Here is a 12,960-nt window from a genome sequence, read left to right on the forward strand (position 1 = left end):
CACACCCGCTAGTTACCCGGCGAGCATGTGCCCTAGGGGACCAGCCATGTTGGTCACTTGGCTGGAGGGAGCACCATCCTCACGACGCTCCCCGCTGGTGCGAGCGGCTTATCAGCTCGCACTCTGGTAGTCGAAGACCGTCTGACCGAACACCTGGCGGGACTTGACGTACTCCACAGCCATCTCGACGGCGGTCTCCATCGCGCCCACGGCCGTGATCCCGAGGTTGAGCCGTTCCTGGGCAAGCTGGGTCATGAGCTGCGCGAACCCCTGCCCCTCACCGCCGAGCAGGTTGCTGACCGGGACGCGCACGTCCTCGAAGGAGAGCTCTGCGGTGTCGGCGCCCTTCTGCCCGACCTTGTCGAGGATGCGGCCACGGACGAATCCCGGGCAGTCAGCGGTCTCGACGACGATCAGCGAGATTCCCTTCCCGCCTGCCTCGGGGTTGGTCTTGGCCGCCACGACGACGAGATCGGCCATGGCTCCGTTGGAGATGAACGTCTTGGCGCCGTTGATGATGTAGTGGTCGCCCTCGCGGACCGCCCGGGTCTTGATGGACTGCAGGTCCGAGCCGGTGCCCGGTTCGGTCATCGCGACCGCGCCGATCAACTCGCCGCCGGCCATCTTGGGCAGCCACCGCTGGCGCTGTTCTTCGGTGCCGTAGGCGAGCACGTAGTGGGCGACGATGCCCGAATGCACGAGGATCCCGAACGTCGCGTCGGCGGACCTGGCCTGTGCCTCCATGATGGCTGCCTCGTGGGCGTAGGTACCGCCACCGCCGCCGTAGGCCTCCGGGATGGAGCAGCACAGCAGACCGAGCTCACCCGCCTTGGTCCAGAGTGCACGGTCGACGTGCTTTTGTTCCTCGAAGCGCTCCCTGTTGGGCACGACCTCGTTGGCGAAGAACTTGGCGGCGAGTTCACCCAAGGCGTCGACCTCGGGGTCGCGCCACGGGGAGGAGTACGACGGTGTGATCATCGCTCAGCCCTCGAATCCGCCGCCGGTGACGATCAGCTGGCCGCTGACGTAGTCGGCTTCGGGATAGGTCAGCATCACCACCGAACCGGCGGCCTCCTCGGTGGTGCCGGGCCGACCGAGCGGGATCATGGCCTTGGCGGCGGCCAACAGCTGCGGGTTGACGCCCACCTTGATCTGGCGGCCCTCGATGTCGATGGTGGCGTCACCGTCGGCGCTGGCCGCGGTGAGCCGGGTCTCGATGAAGCCGAAGGCGACCGCGTTGACGTTGACCTTGTAGCGTCCCCATTCCTTGGCCAGGGTCTTGGTCATGCCGACGATTCCGGCCTTCGCCGACGAATAGTTGGCCTGGCCGGCGTTGCCGTAGACACCGGCGATGGAGGAGATGTTGACGACCTTGCGGTGCACGACCAGTCCAGCCTCCTGCTCGGCCTTGACGGCCTTGCTGATCACTGGCTGGGCGGCACGCAGAATGCGGAAGGGCGCCTTGAGGTGAACGTCGAGGATGGCGTCCCACTGTTCGTCGGTCATCTTCTGGATGACGCTGTCCCAGGTGTATCCCGCGTTGTTGATGATGATGTCGAGACCGCCGAAGTTCTGCGTGGCGGTGCCGACGAACGATTCTGCGAAGTCGGCCTCGGAGACGCTGCCGGGACAGGCGACTGCCTTGCCTCCAGCTCCGGTGATCTCCTTGACCACAGCGGTGGCCGGTTCGGCGTCGAGGTCGTTGACGACCACGTTGGCGCCCTCGGCGGCCAACTTCAGGGCGATGGACCGGCCGATGCCCCGGCCCGCGCCGGTGACGATGGCGGTCTTGCCGTCGAGCTTTCCCATGATGGGGTCCTTCCTTGATGTACGTCGTGAGGCGAGGCAGCGACCCACCTGTCAGTCGAGGACTACAACCGCCGTACCCAGCAGCGTCGTGGTGCCGTCCGCGAGGGAGACCTGGAGTTCGAGCGTGGCCAGGCGCTCGCCGCCCACCTCGTCGACCGATTCCACACGCGCCGTGCAGGTGGGCTGGCCGTGGACCGGGGTGATGGCGGCGAAGCGCACCTTGTACGAGCGGATTCGCTCCTGCGGCACCAGATCGGTGAGCAGTCGGGCGAGGTAGGCCATGGACAGCATGCCGTGCGCGAACACGTCGTCGAGCCCGGCGGATTTGGCCACATCGATGTCGATGTGAATGGGGTTGTGGTCGCCGGAGGCTCCGGCGAACAGCGCCAGGGTGGTCCGCGAGATCGGCGGGATCTCCAAGGGCGGCAGGGTGGCCCCGGCCACCAGCGTCTCGGTGCTCATCGTGCGTTCTCCTCGGTGGTGGCTGCGGGGGCACGGTGCTGCACGACGAGGACGCTGCGCATCTCGGCAACGACCGTGTCGTGCTGGTTGGTGACCACGGAGTCTTGGACCAGGAACTCCAGCAGGCCTCCGCGCTTCTCGTAGACGTCGCTGATCCGGCTCACGACCGACAGCTCGTCGCCTGCGTGGGCAACCTCCCGGTAGCTGAACTGCTGCTCGCCGTGCAGCACCGACCGCAGGTCGACACCGATGCTTTCGAGGAAACCGAGCGAATCCGGCGCTTCCGCGCTGACACCGAACAGGAAGGTCGGCGGGACCGGCAGATCGGGATGGCCGGCCTGCTTGGCGGCGTCGAGGTCGGTGTAGACCGGGTCGCTCTGGCCGGTGGCGGTGGCGAAGTTCCGCAGTCGGCTGCGCGTGATCGGCAGCGATGCGCGAGCGGTCTCCCGGCCGATGACGGATCGATCGATGGCCATCAGATTTCCGCCTTCTGGTAGAGGGTGACCACGACGGCGCCACCGAGGCCGATGTTGTGCTGGAGCGCGAGCTGGGCCCCCTCGACCTGCCGCTTGTCGGCGGTGCCACGCAGCTGCCAGGTGAGCTCGCTGCACTGCGCGAGTCCCGTAGCGCCCAGTGGGTGGCCCTTGGAGATGAGTCCTCCGGAGGGGTTGACGACCCAGCGACCGCCGTAGGTCGTTTCCCTGTTCTCGACCAGCTTGTGACCCTCGCCGACGGCGCACAGGCCCAGCGCTTCGTAGGTGAGCAGTTCATTGGCCGAGAAGCAGTCGTGGAGCTCGATGACGTCGACCTCGTGGATCGTGCGCCCAGCCTGCTCGAAGACGAGCTCGGCCGCCTTGCGGCTCATGTCGGAGCCGATCGCCGAGATGGCGCTGACACCAAGGGATTCCGGCAGGTCGGTGACCATGGCCTGGCCGAGGATTTCGATGGCCTGGTCCGCAAGCCCGTGGCGCCGGACGAAGTCCTCGCTCACGAGAACCACGGCCCCGGAGCCGTCGGAGGTCGGCGAGCACTGCAGCTTGGTCAGCGGCTCGTAGATCGTGCGGGAGTCGAGCACCTCCTGCAGGGTGTACTCGTCCTGGAACTGGGCGTAGGGATTGTTGACCGAGTGGCGGTGGTTCTTCTCGCCGATCTTGGCGTAGTGCTCCGGCGTCGATCCGTAAAGCTCCATGTGTTCCCGTGCGGCGGCGCCGAACATGTAGGGCGCGAACGGGTTCTGGGGCTCGTACTTGCGCGCCAGCACCTCCATGTGCTTGTCCAGCGGACCAGATCGGTCGGTGTACATCGCGCTCAGCGAGCCCATCTGCATCTTCTCGAAGCCCAGCGCCAGCACGCAGTCCGCTCGCCCGCCGCGGACCGCCTCGGCGCCGAGGTAGAGCGCTGTGGAGCCAGTCGCGCAGTTGTTGTTCACGTTGACGATCGGCACACCCGAGAGGCCGAGCTCGTAGGCGGCCCGCTGCCCAGAGCAGGAGTCGCCGTACACGAAGCCGACGAAGACCTGCTCGATCTGGTCGTACGAGACGTCGGCGTCGTTCAACGCCGCGGTCCCCGCCTCCCGCACCATGTCGGGGTAGTCCCACCCCTCACGCGAGCCCGGCTTCTCGAACTTCGTCATGCCGACTCCGACGACGAAGACCCGGTTACCCATGCCACCCTCCTTGCTTAAGTGAATCCAAATTAAGTGAACTACGACTAAGTGAATGTCTCATAAGTTCTTGTGGCGGGCAAGTGGCAACCCCATCCCAGTGCTCAGCCGGAAAATTCAGTAGGTTGATCCGCGTGAGGTAGACGTAGTGAATCGGGACTTATCAGTGGAAGTGCTGGTGGTCGGGTTCGGTCGCCGCACTGCGGGGCGTCGCTCCTGGTTGACGACGGGTGACGGGTGCATGGTCAACTTCGCCGGGGCGCACGGAGCCGCTTGTACTCGGTCAACGCGGCATCGAGTCCGTAGCGCCGGATTGGGCACTCCTTCATGTGCACGGCGCAGCCCTCGGCCTGGGTGGCGACGGGGAAGCGTCGCTTCGCGTTCGGCTTGGTAGAAGAGTGATCTCGTCGGCGTAGTGCTTGCGGCTGGTCAAACACTGACTTAGTGTGCGTTCACTTATGCGCCAACGGGTAGACGTCGGGTTGGTGCGGTGCAGCGCTCAGGAGGAGGAATGTCGGTGTTGAACGGGAAGGTCGTTGTGGTCACCGGTGGGAGTCGGGGCTTGGCCGGTCCATGGTTCATGGCTTTGCCGGGCGCGGAGCCAGCGTCGTGATCGCCAGCCGCAAGCTCGACAGTTGCCGGGCTCTGGCCGACGAGATCACGACGACCTACGCGGTGCCCGCCCTGCCGGTCGCATGCAACGTCAGCGATTGGGATCAGTGCGAAGCCTTGGTGGACCGGGTTCTGGCGGAGTTCGGGACGATCGACGTGCTGGTGAACAACGCCGGCCTGTCACCGCTGTACCCCAGTCTCGACCAGGTGACGGAGGCCTTGTTCGACAAGGTGATCGCGGTCAACCTGAAGGGACCGTTCCGGCTCGCCGCCCTGGTCGGCACCCGGATGGCCCAGCACGACGGCGGGTCGATCATCAACATCGGCTCGGTCGAGGCGATCCGTCCCAGCGCTGACGCGCTGCCCTATGCGGCGGCCAAGGCGGGCTGCACGTGCTCACGGAGGGCTTCGCGCAGGCGTTCGGCCCCTCGGTGCGGGTGAACACGATCCAGTGCGGCCCGTTCCTCACCGACATCTCCCGATCTTGGACGCCTGAGACGCGCGAACGGCTGGAGAGCTCGGTGGCTCTCCAACGCTGCGGCCGTCCGGATGAGGTGGTTGATGCGGCACTCTTCTTCGCCGCTGAGTCGTCGTCCTTCGTGACTGGCGCGGTGCTCCGGATCGACGGGGGCACGCGGTGACACCCCTGGCGGATGCTGGCCGTGGTCTTCGCCTCGGGTGCCGTCGTTGTCGTTCGGTGCTCATGCCTGTTGCTCTGACAACGTCAGCAAGGTCGTTTTGGCCCAAGGCATTGTGACCGCGGCAGTGTTGTCGGGGCCGAGGAACAACCTCGGCCCCGATCTTTCATGCCTGCTCGATCAGTCGGTTCGCGCGCTCGAAGAGTTTCAACGTCCGCGTGTGCATCCAGCTCCCCAACGCGGCCGTGGCCTTGCCGGCCAGCGAACGCGCATAGGTGCCCTCCAGCACGATACCGAGCTTGAAACATGCGAGTGCCCGATACCAGGTCAGGTGTTCCAGAGAGCGTGCGCCGGAAGCGGCGTACCTGGCCACCAATTCGTCCGGCGTGGCCACCCCGCCTGCCTCCGCGAGGCGGCTGTCCATCAGATCGCCCGTCTCCCCGGGATCCGCCCAGACAGCCAGCAGCCACCCGAGATCGAGGAGCGGATCACCTACCGTGCACATCTCCCAGTCCACGATCGCCACGATGTCGGCGCTCTCGCGGTGGAACATCACGTTTCCGAGGTGGAAGTCCCCGTGCATCAGACCGGGAGGCGAGGCCGGGGGACGATAGCGCTCGAGCCACTCCGCGACCTCGTTGACGCCGGGAATCTCATTCCCCCGATAGCCCAGCTGCTGGTAGCCAGCGAGCTCGTCGCGCCACCTCCCCACCTGCCGCTCCAAGAAGCCGTCCGAGTGCCCCAACCCATCCAAGCCGACCGCACCCAGGTCCACGGCATCGAGCGTCAAGAGGGCGTCGACGATCTTTAGGCCCATTGCGTGCCTCAGCGACGACGAGGCCAGGTGAGCCGGCGCAAGGTCGACCAGCGCATTGACGCCGTCAACCGGCTCCATCAGGTAAAAGACGGAGTCGCCCAGAACCTGTGGGTCATCGCACGCCGCCACGAGACGCAGGTGAGGCACGTCCGTTGTCCTCAGAGCCTGGAGCACCGTCATTTCCCGGCGCAGCGCGTCGTTGGTCCTGGGGCGCAGATGCCGGGGACCGCGTCGGAGCACGTAGCCGGTTCTGTCGCGGTCGAAGCGGTACATCAGGTTCTGGGTGCCGCCCCCGACAGGCCTCACGTTGGTCACGGGCCCTGTCCCGAGCCCGGCTTCGTCCATCCACCGCTGGACGGCTGGCACGTCGATGCCACTCAGGTCTGGAGCCGGGTTGAAGGCGGCGGTCATCGCTGGTGGGCCAGGTGCGCGGCCAGCCCGTGCGGGGCCGGGGTGGTTGCCTCGGTGAACCGAGCGAGCTCAGTCCTCGCGACACCACGCCGATGTACCTCGTCGGGGCCGTCGGCCATGCGCACGATCTTGGTCTCGACGTACATCCGCGCCAGCGGGAAGTCCGGTCCGAGGCCGCCGGCACCGTGGGCCTGCATGGCCCGCTCGATCACCCGCGAGGCCATGTTGGGTACGGCCACCTTGATCCCCGAGATCTGGCTCGCGGCCTCCTTGTTGCCCACGGTGTCCATGAGGTGTGCGGTGTAGAGGGTGTACAGGCGCGCCTGGTCGATCTCGATGCGGGAGTCTGCGATCCACTCACGAACGACCCCCTGATCCACCAGCGTCGTGCCAAACGTGGCCCTCTTGCTGACACGGTCGATCATCAGCTCCAGAGCGCGCTCTGCGGCACCGATCATCCGCATGCAGTGGTGAATCCGGCCCGGCCCGAGCCGTGCTTGGGACATGGCGAAGCCCGCACCGACCTCGCCGAGCATGTTGCTCACCGGAACCCGGACGTCGTTGAACGTGATCTCGGCGTGCGATTCGAAGGTGTGGAAGCCGAGCACCGACAGGTCACGCTCAATGGTGATGCCGGGCGTGTCCTTCGGCACCAGAACCATGCTGTGCCGTCGATGCCGTGGAGCGTCAGGGCTGTCGGCGGTGATGCCCATGACGATGAAAATCTCGCATTGGGGACGTTGCGCGCCTGAGATCCACCACTTGCGGCCGTTGAGCACCCACTCGTCGCCGTCGCGGACGATCGACAGCTGGATGTTGCCCGCGTCCGACGACGCCACCTGGGGCTCGGTCATCGCGTAGGCGGATCGGATCTTGCCGCTCATCAGGGGGCGCAGCCACCGCTCCTTTTGCTCCGGCGTACCGAATAGCGAGAGCAGCTCCATGTTGCCGGTGTCAGGAGCCGAGCAGTTCATGGACTCGGGCGCAAGATGAATGCTGCGTCCGCTCAACTCCGCCAATGGCGCGTAGTCGAGGTTGGACATCGGCTCGTGGTCCTTCTCTGAATGTGGCAGGAAGAGGTTCCACAGGCCGAGATCACGGGCTGTCTTCTTGAGGTCCTCCAACACGGGCGGCTGCCAACACTCACCCGTGCTGGCACGCACCTGTTCCTCGAAAAGGTGCTCTGCGGGGTACACGTGCTGCTCGAGGAAGTCAGTCATGGTCTCGCGCAGCCGTGTGGCGTGGGGAGACGTTTCGAACATGATGGTGCCTTTCGACGTGATGCAAGCTGGAGACCCGGGAACCGCGACGGTTGAAGGGGTTGTGACCACGGGCGGTTCGAGCGAGGGACGGCGCGGTGTCCGCATGCCTGGCGACGCAAGGACGACGGCCACGTTCCGGTTGCCAGGTGGCACTCGCGCCTAATGAGCCTCAGGCGGGCTTGTGGTACAGCTCCTTGAGCCGTCGCTTGAACAATTTCCCGGAGTCGTCGCGGGGCAGCGCCTCGTCGAAGACCACGACTCGCGGCACCTTGTAGCGCGCGAGATTGGTCGCCACGAAGTCGCGCACATCGTCGACGGTCACCTGGGCGCCAGGCAGGAGCTCGACATGCGCCGCGAGTGATTCGCCGAAGTCCTCGTCGGGAATGCCGAACACGGCAACATCGGCCACGCCTTCCAGCCGCGAAAGGCACGCCTCGATCTCGGCCGGATAGATGTTGACCCCACCGGAGATCACCATGTCGCTGACCCTGTCGGTCAGGTAGAGGAAGCCGTCCTCGTCCAGGTAGCCGATGTCGCCGACCGTGATGTAACCGTCACGCTCGATCTCGCGACGCTTCGCGTGGTTGCCGATGTAGGTGAAGTCCGGCCAGCCGTCGATTCCCCTGCCATAGATGACGCCCGGAGTACCCGCGGGCAATGGCTCCCCAGTGACAATGTCGAGGATTCGGACGTCGGAGCCGTAGGCGGGCTTCCCAACAGCGCCCGGATGAGCAAGCGCCTCGGCGCTGTCGCAGAAGACGTAGGGCCCCACCTCCGACCCGCCGTAGTACTCGTAAACGATCGGGCCGAACCAGTCGATGACGGCCTGCTTCGTCTCAGGGGAGCACGGGGCCGCGGCATGCACGATCGCCTGCAGCGAGGATACGTCGTACGACTCGCGCACCTCCTGCGGCAGGCGGAGCATCCGGGTGAACATGGTCGGCACCATTTGCACCGACTGGATGCGGTGTTCCTGGACAAGGCACAGGAACTCCTCCGCATCGAACTTGGGCATGATCGTGATGTTCATGCCCAGCGCCGCCGCGAACATCGCATTGCTGTTGGGCGCGGCATGGTAGAGCGGAGCCGGCAGGAGAGCGTTCCCGCCCGGATTGAGCTTCAGCATGCCCATTGATGCCTGCAGCAACTTGGGCAGCTCACCGGCTGGCACCCGGTTTCGCAGGACACCCTTCGGAAGACCGGTTGTGCCAGAGGTGTAGATGACTCCCAGCGGCGGGGCGTCGGTCACGGCGGCGACTGGTTCGTGCCGGGCGACCAACGTCTCCAGTGAAACGTATTTCCCCGTGAGCGTCACCTCCTCCAGGTGGTACGCCTCTGCTACCTCTTCGGGCACCTCGGCCTCCACGATGATGAGTCCCTCGGGTGCCTGTGCCTCGACCGCCGCGACGAGATCCGAGTGCACGATCACGACCTTCGAACCACTGTCGCGCAGGAGGTGCCCCAGGTCCGAGCCGCCCCAGTGCCAGTTGGCTGGAACGGGAACCGCGCCGATGGCAGCGGCAGCCAGGCTGGCCTCGAGAAACGCGGTCTCGTTGCGCATCACGAGGGCATAGCGATCTCCGGGACCCACGCCCAGGCTGACCAAACCGGCGGCGAGGCGCGCGGCCCGGCTCTTGACTTCCACCAGCGTCCGAACTCGCTGGCCCGACCTCACGACCGGTTCGACGACGTCCGCAACACCACCCTGAGGCGATTCGCGTCTGATCGTCTCTTCACTAATGGCGTCCGACTCCCATGCAGCACCACGTTGTGTCATGGCCAGCGACTTTAGTTCTTATTCACTTGCTTGTGAAGGGGGCGCCCGGCTCTGCTGGGGTGGGTTCCCGGCGACAGGGCCCTCGCTCCTGGGTAGCCGGTTGGTGAGGATCGCGCAGCCTGCCGCATTGGTGCCGGCGGATGGCGAGACGTCGTCCCGGTTCGTCGAAGCGACCTGCGACGTGCAGGCCGATGGGCTCACGAGCGTGGACCGGTCGACCCCCGCAAGGAGGGGCGCCGAATCCGAGTGGACGACGACGGGCCCGGCGATGGGATCGCGAAAGCGGCTGGGACGGTACTACGTGCGTTCGCGGCGCACCTCGGACTGGCACAGTCGACCGAGGCTGCCCTGTTCAAGGGGACAGATGGCGACGAAGAGGACGACAACCCGTTCGCCGTTACAATTTATCGGGTATTCACATCTTCTGGAGGTGACTCTCGGTGGGCGAGCAGAGTGCCGAGGGCGGCGTGCGGCGGCGCCCGAAGGACCGCAAGCAGCAGATCCTGGCCCACGCGCGCGACTTGTTCGTCGAACTCGGTTACCACAACGTCACCATGGGGACGATCGCAAGTCGCGTGGGAATTGCACCGAGCGCGTTGTATCGGCACTTCGCCAACAAGGCGGTACTCCTGGAGGCGGTGATCGAGGACAGCTTCGGCGACATCGCCTTCCCGGAGGGAGATGTCTCTTTGGAGCTTGTGCTCGTGGATGCCAGCGCACTTGCCGTCGCCCGCCCGTTGGGGGTGCTCTGGTCTCGAGAAGCCCGACACCTGCCTGAGGAATCACAGGCGGCGCTGCGCGACACGTTGCGTCAGTCCGCGCAGGGATATGTACGGCTGCTCCAGCGTGATCGACCCGATTTGCCTGCTGCTCATGCGGAACTCCTCGCATGGGGGATCCAGTCGGTCATGGCAAGCCCGAGCTACCGAACGGTTCGAATTTCTGGATCTGATCACGCTGATGCCCTCATCCGCGCGGGACGCGCGATCGCCGCTTTGCCTTTGGGCTCCGGTTCCGGCACGGGGGAGGGGCCGGCCGTGGGCAAGACTGGGCTGTCTCCTGTGTCGCGGAGGGAGCGCCTGCTGCTGGCTGCGAATCGTCTGTTCGCCGAGCGCGGCTACCACGAAACGTCGCTGGATGACATCGGCGCCAAAGCGGACGTGACTGGTCCGAACCTGTACGGCTACTTCGACAATAAGGCCGCTGTACTCAAGGCGGTTCTTGAACGCGGCACGCATTCTCTGTGGCTGGACCTGGAAGAGGCGTTGAGCAAAACGGAGGATCCGCACGAGGCCTTGGTTGCGGTCGCCAACGCATACGTGTCGCGGTTCGCTGCTCGGCCACGCTTGGGGCGCCAGCTGACAGGTGAGCCCGAAATCGAGCAGCTCGCCGCCGGTTACCAGCGCGAGTACGTCGCCGAGTGGGTGGCGCTGCTGCAGGCCGCCCGTCCGGAGCTGGACCGCAAGACTGCCCGCCTGCTGGTACACATCGCGATGGCCGTCGCCGACGACGTCATTGCGACGCGACATCTGCACACCGTCGCCGGATTCTCCGCGTATCTCACAGCCATGATCATGGCGGTGCTGGAGTCCTGAGACCTGCGCAGCAGCACGCGAGCCATGGAACCGCCAGGTACACGCCATTCGCGGCTAAGAGTTGGCCTCATTTGGCGATTCTTTCGGGCGAGCGGTCGGTTAAGGTTCTGATTGCCATGACCCCGCGCTTCCACGTCCGTGAGCAACGCCAACCGGGAACATTGTCGGCTGGCTGAAGTTGTTGTGGTGCAACGTAAAAGCGCGGAACCGCGGTATGATGTGGACATCCTGCCTGCCCTTGGCGACCTCGGCTACGAAGGCGAGTCCGACACCATCACCCTCGCCTTCAAGAAACCGAAAGGCGGCGAACTCACCGACGATCAGAAAGCCCACAACAAGTCTCTCAACGGCAAACGAGCCGTCGAGAGCGTCGTGGATGTCCGCGCAATGCCCCGTGAGTCTGTTGAGAGTGCCATAGTCACCAACAGACTCACGGGGCTTCGGTTCAGCTGCGGAGGTCGAACACCAGCCGGGCCTTGACCTGGCCTTTCTCGACCTCCTCGAAGCAGGTGTTGACCTCGTCGAGGCGGCGGGCCTCCCGGATTACCTTGGTGAGGCCCTGCTGGTGGAGGCGGAACACCTCGTCCAGGTCACCGCGGGTGCCCACGATCGAGCCGACGATGGTGATGCCGTTGAGCACGGTTTCGAAGATCGGCAGCTGCACGTGGTTGTCCGCTGGCAGCGCGACGAAAACCAGCTTGCCGCCCCGGCGCAGCGAGCTGTACGCCTGCTCGAATGCCGTCGGCGCCACTGCGACCGAGATCGCGGCGTCGGCGCCGCCGAGGTCCTTGATCGCCTGCACCGGGTCCTCGGTGAGCGCGTTGACGGTGTGGTCTGCCCCGAGTTCCCGAGCGAGTTCGAGCTTCTCGTCGACCACGTCCACCGCCACTACCCGCGCGCCGAAGATCTTGGCGTACTGCACGGCCAAGTGCCCGAGTCCGCCGATGCCGAACACGGCGACCGTGGACGCGGGACGGGCTCCGGAGAGCTTCACCGCCTTGTAGGTCGTGACCCCGGCACAGGTCAGCGGCGCGGCGTCCAGCGGGTCCACCCCGTCAGGGACCTTGGCGACGTACTTCGCCGACGCCTTGGCGTACTCGGCGTACCCGCCGTCGATGAAGTAGCCGGTGTTGAGCTGCTTCTCGCACAGGGTTTCCCAGCCGCTGGTGCAGTAGTCGCAGACACCGCAGGCGACCCCCAGCCAGGGAATCGCCACCCGGTCGCCTTCGGCCACTTCGGTGACCTCCGGACCGACGCACTCGACGATGCCGACGCCCTCGTGCCCGGGGATGAGCGGGAGCTTGGGCTTGACCGGCCAGTCCCCGTGCGCCGCGTGGATGTCGGTGTGGCACAGGCCGGAGGTTTCGATTTTCACGACGATCTCTCCCGGCCCCGGCTCAGGCTTGGGAACCTCGTCGATGGTCAGCTCGTTCGCGAAGTTATGGACGACTGCGGCTTTCATGACAACTCCTAGGGCGGTGCTTGTTGATTCTTGCCGGGAATCGGCTCGCGATCTGGTGGCCGTTCTCGCTACGACGAGGTTCGGCGCTGCGTAACCAGGAGTCCTTTGTAACCGCCGTCAACGTCGGGGGGAGCTCTCCGAACGGTCAGTTCCGCGGTGCGACCAGAGTTGCTGGAGAAAACGTTTGGAGGCAGCAGCAATTCACTGTTGCACCAACAAAACCCGAAGCACAGCGCGGCACTTGGGTACCACCCGGCAGGCCGGGGACAGGGATGGCGCATCGGCCTGCCGGGCGGCGGTCTGGGGGGATCAGTCGTCGCTGGGTTTGTTCAGGCCCTTGGAGATCAGCGACATGACGGACGAGTCGGCGAGCGTGGTGACGTCGCCGACCTCGCGGTTCTCCGCGACGTCGCGCAGCAGCCGCCGCATGATCTTGCCGGAGCGCGTCTTGG

10 protein-coding genes and 2 pseudogenes are annotated in these 12,960 nt (G+C 65.6%); 3 read left to right on the forward strand and 9 right to left on the reverse strand.

Annotated elements, in window-relative coordinates:
- Window positions 1-120: 120 nt before the first annotated feature.
- The 5 genes and pseudogenes from E1288_RS44695 to E1288_RS44715 form a co-directional block, all read right to left on the reverse strand.
- A pseudogene (locus E1288_RS44695) lies at window positions 121-978 on the reverse strand (acyl-CoA dehydrogenase family protein); the annotation flags it as partial.
- Window positions 979-981: 3 nt separating this feature from the next.
- Window positions 982-1,809: an SDR family NAD(P)-dependent oxidoreductase gene (locus tag E1288_RS44700; RefSeq protein ID WP_132495218.1), complete on the reverse strand. Its 828-nt coding sequence runs from the start codon at window positions 1,807-1,809 to the stop codon at window positions 982-984.
- Between the two features lie 51 nt (window positions 1,810-1,860).
- Window positions 1,861-2,271, reverse strand: coding sequence for a MaoC/PaaZ C-terminal domain-containing protein (locus E1288_RS44705; protein WP_132495219.1), 411 nt, complete (start codon window positions 2,269-2,271; stop codon window positions 1,861-1,863).
- Entirely contained in the window at window positions 2,268-2,747 is a 480-nt protein-coding gene (locus tag E1288_RS44710) for a MaoC family dehydratase N-terminal domain-containing protein (protein ID WP_132495220.1), read from the reverse strand. The genes E1288_RS44705 and E1288_RS44710 overlap by 4 nt, the downstream gene beginning before the upstream one ends.
- On the reverse strand, window positions 2,747-3,937 hold the full coding sequence (locus E1288_RS44715; protein WP_132495221.1) for a lipid-transfer protein: 1,191 nt from the start codon (window positions 3,935-3,937) through the stop codon (window positions 2,747-2,749). The genes E1288_RS44710 and E1288_RS44715 overlap by 1 nt, the downstream gene beginning before the upstream one ends.
- Window positions 3,938-4,507: 570 nt before the next feature.
- Here E1288_RS44715 and E1288_RS44720 point away from each other — a divergent pair.
- Window positions 4,508-5,187, forward strand: a pseudogene (locus tag E1288_RS44720) (SDR family NAD(P)-dependent oxidoreductase).
- A gap of 163 nt (window positions 5,188-5,350) precedes the next feature.
- On the opposite strand, the gene E1288_RS44725 reads toward E1288_RS44720, so the two are convergent.
- The 3 genes from E1288_RS44725 to E1288_RS44735 form a co-directional block, all read right to left on the reverse strand.
- The gene (locus E1288_RS44725; RefSeq protein WP_207954912.1) at window positions 5,351-6,412 is read right to left on the reverse strand and encodes a phosphotransferase family protein; all 1,062 of its coding nucleotides are present in this window, start codon (window positions 6,410-6,412) and stop codon (window positions 5,351-5,353) included.
- Window positions 6,409-7,674: an acyl-CoA dehydrogenase family protein gene (locus E1288_RS44730; protein ID WP_132495222.1), complete on the reverse strand. Its 1,266-nt coding sequence runs from the start codon at window positions 7,672-7,674 to the stop codon at window positions 6,409-6,411. Before E1288_RS44730 ends, E1288_RS44725 begins: the two co-directional genes overlap by 4 nt.
- 169 nt (window positions 7,675-7,843) lie before the next feature.
- On the reverse strand, window positions 7,844-9,451 hold the full coding sequence (locus E1288_RS44735; RefSeq protein WP_132495223.1) for an AMP-binding protein: 1,608 nt from the start codon (window positions 9,449-9,451) through the stop codon (window positions 7,844-7,846).
- A gap of 440 nt (window positions 9,452-9,891) precedes the next feature.
- On the opposite strand from E1288_RS44735, the gene E1288_RS44740 reads away from it, so the two are divergent.
- Together E1288_RS44740 and E1288_RS50660 are read left to right on the forward strand one after the other, a co-directional pair.
- On the forward strand, window positions 9,892-11,046 hold the full coding sequence (locus E1288_RS44740) for a TetR/AcrR family transcriptional regulator (protein ID WP_132495225.1): 1,155 nt from the start codon (window positions 9,892-9,894) through the stop codon (window positions 11,044-11,046).
- A 138-nt stretch (window positions 11,047-11,184) separates the two neighbouring features.
- Entirely contained in the window at window positions 11,185-11,526 is a 342-nt protein-coding gene (locus E1288_RS50660) for a hypothetical protein (RefSeq protein ID WP_207954913.1), read from the forward strand.
- Here the strand turns inward: E1288_RS50660 and adhP are convergent.
- The gene (adhP, locus tag E1288_RS44750; RefSeq protein WP_132495227.1) at window positions 11,492-12,508 is read right to left on the reverse strand and encodes an alcohol dehydrogenase AdhP; all 1,017 of its coding nucleotides are present in this window, start codon (window positions 12,506-12,508) and stop codon (window positions 11,492-11,494) included. The genes E1288_RS50660 and adhP overlap by 35 nt on opposite strands.
- Window positions 12,509-12,960: the final 452 nt, after the last annotated feature.

This window comes from Saccharopolyspora elongata, from assembly GCF_004348985.1.
GTDB lineage: Bacteria > Actinomycetota > Actinomycetes > Mycobacteriales > Pseudonocardiaceae > Saccharopolyspora > Saccharopolyspora elongata.

Bases quoted from the DNA above. Each gene is read 5' to 3' on its own strand.
- E1288_RS44725 (WP_207954912.1), bottom strand. From the start codon at position 6,412: ATGACCGCCGCCTTCAACCCGGCTCCAGACCTGAGTGGCATCGACGTG.
- E1288_RS44700 (WP_132495218.1), bottom strand. From the start codon at position 1,809: ATGGGAAAGCTCGACGGCAAGACCGCCATCGTCACCGGCGCGGGCCGG.
- E1288_RS44730 (WP_132495222.1), bottom strand. From the start codon at position 7,674: ATGTTCGAAACGTCTCCCCACGCCACACGGCTGCGCGAGACCATGACT.
- E1288_RS44710 (WP_132495220.1), bottom strand. From the start codon at position 2,747: ATGGCCATCGATCGATCCGTCATCGGCCGGGAGACCGCTCGCGCATCG.
- adhP (WP_132495227.1), bottom strand. From the start codon at position 12,508: ATGAAAGCCGCAGTCGTCCATAACTTCGCGAACGAGCTGACCATCGAC.
- E1288_RS44705 (WP_132495219.1), bottom strand. From the start codon at position 2,271: ATGAGCACCGAGACGCTGGTGGCCGGGGCCACCCTGCCGCCCTTGGAG.
- E1288_RS44715 (WP_132495221.1), bottom strand. From the start codon at position 3,937: ATGGGTAACCGGGTCTTCGTCGTCGGAGTCGGCATGACGAAGTTCGAG.
- E1288_RS44735 (WP_132495223.1), bottom strand. From the start codon at position 9,451: ATGACACAACGTGGTGCTGCATGGGAGTCGGACGCCATTAGTGAAGAG.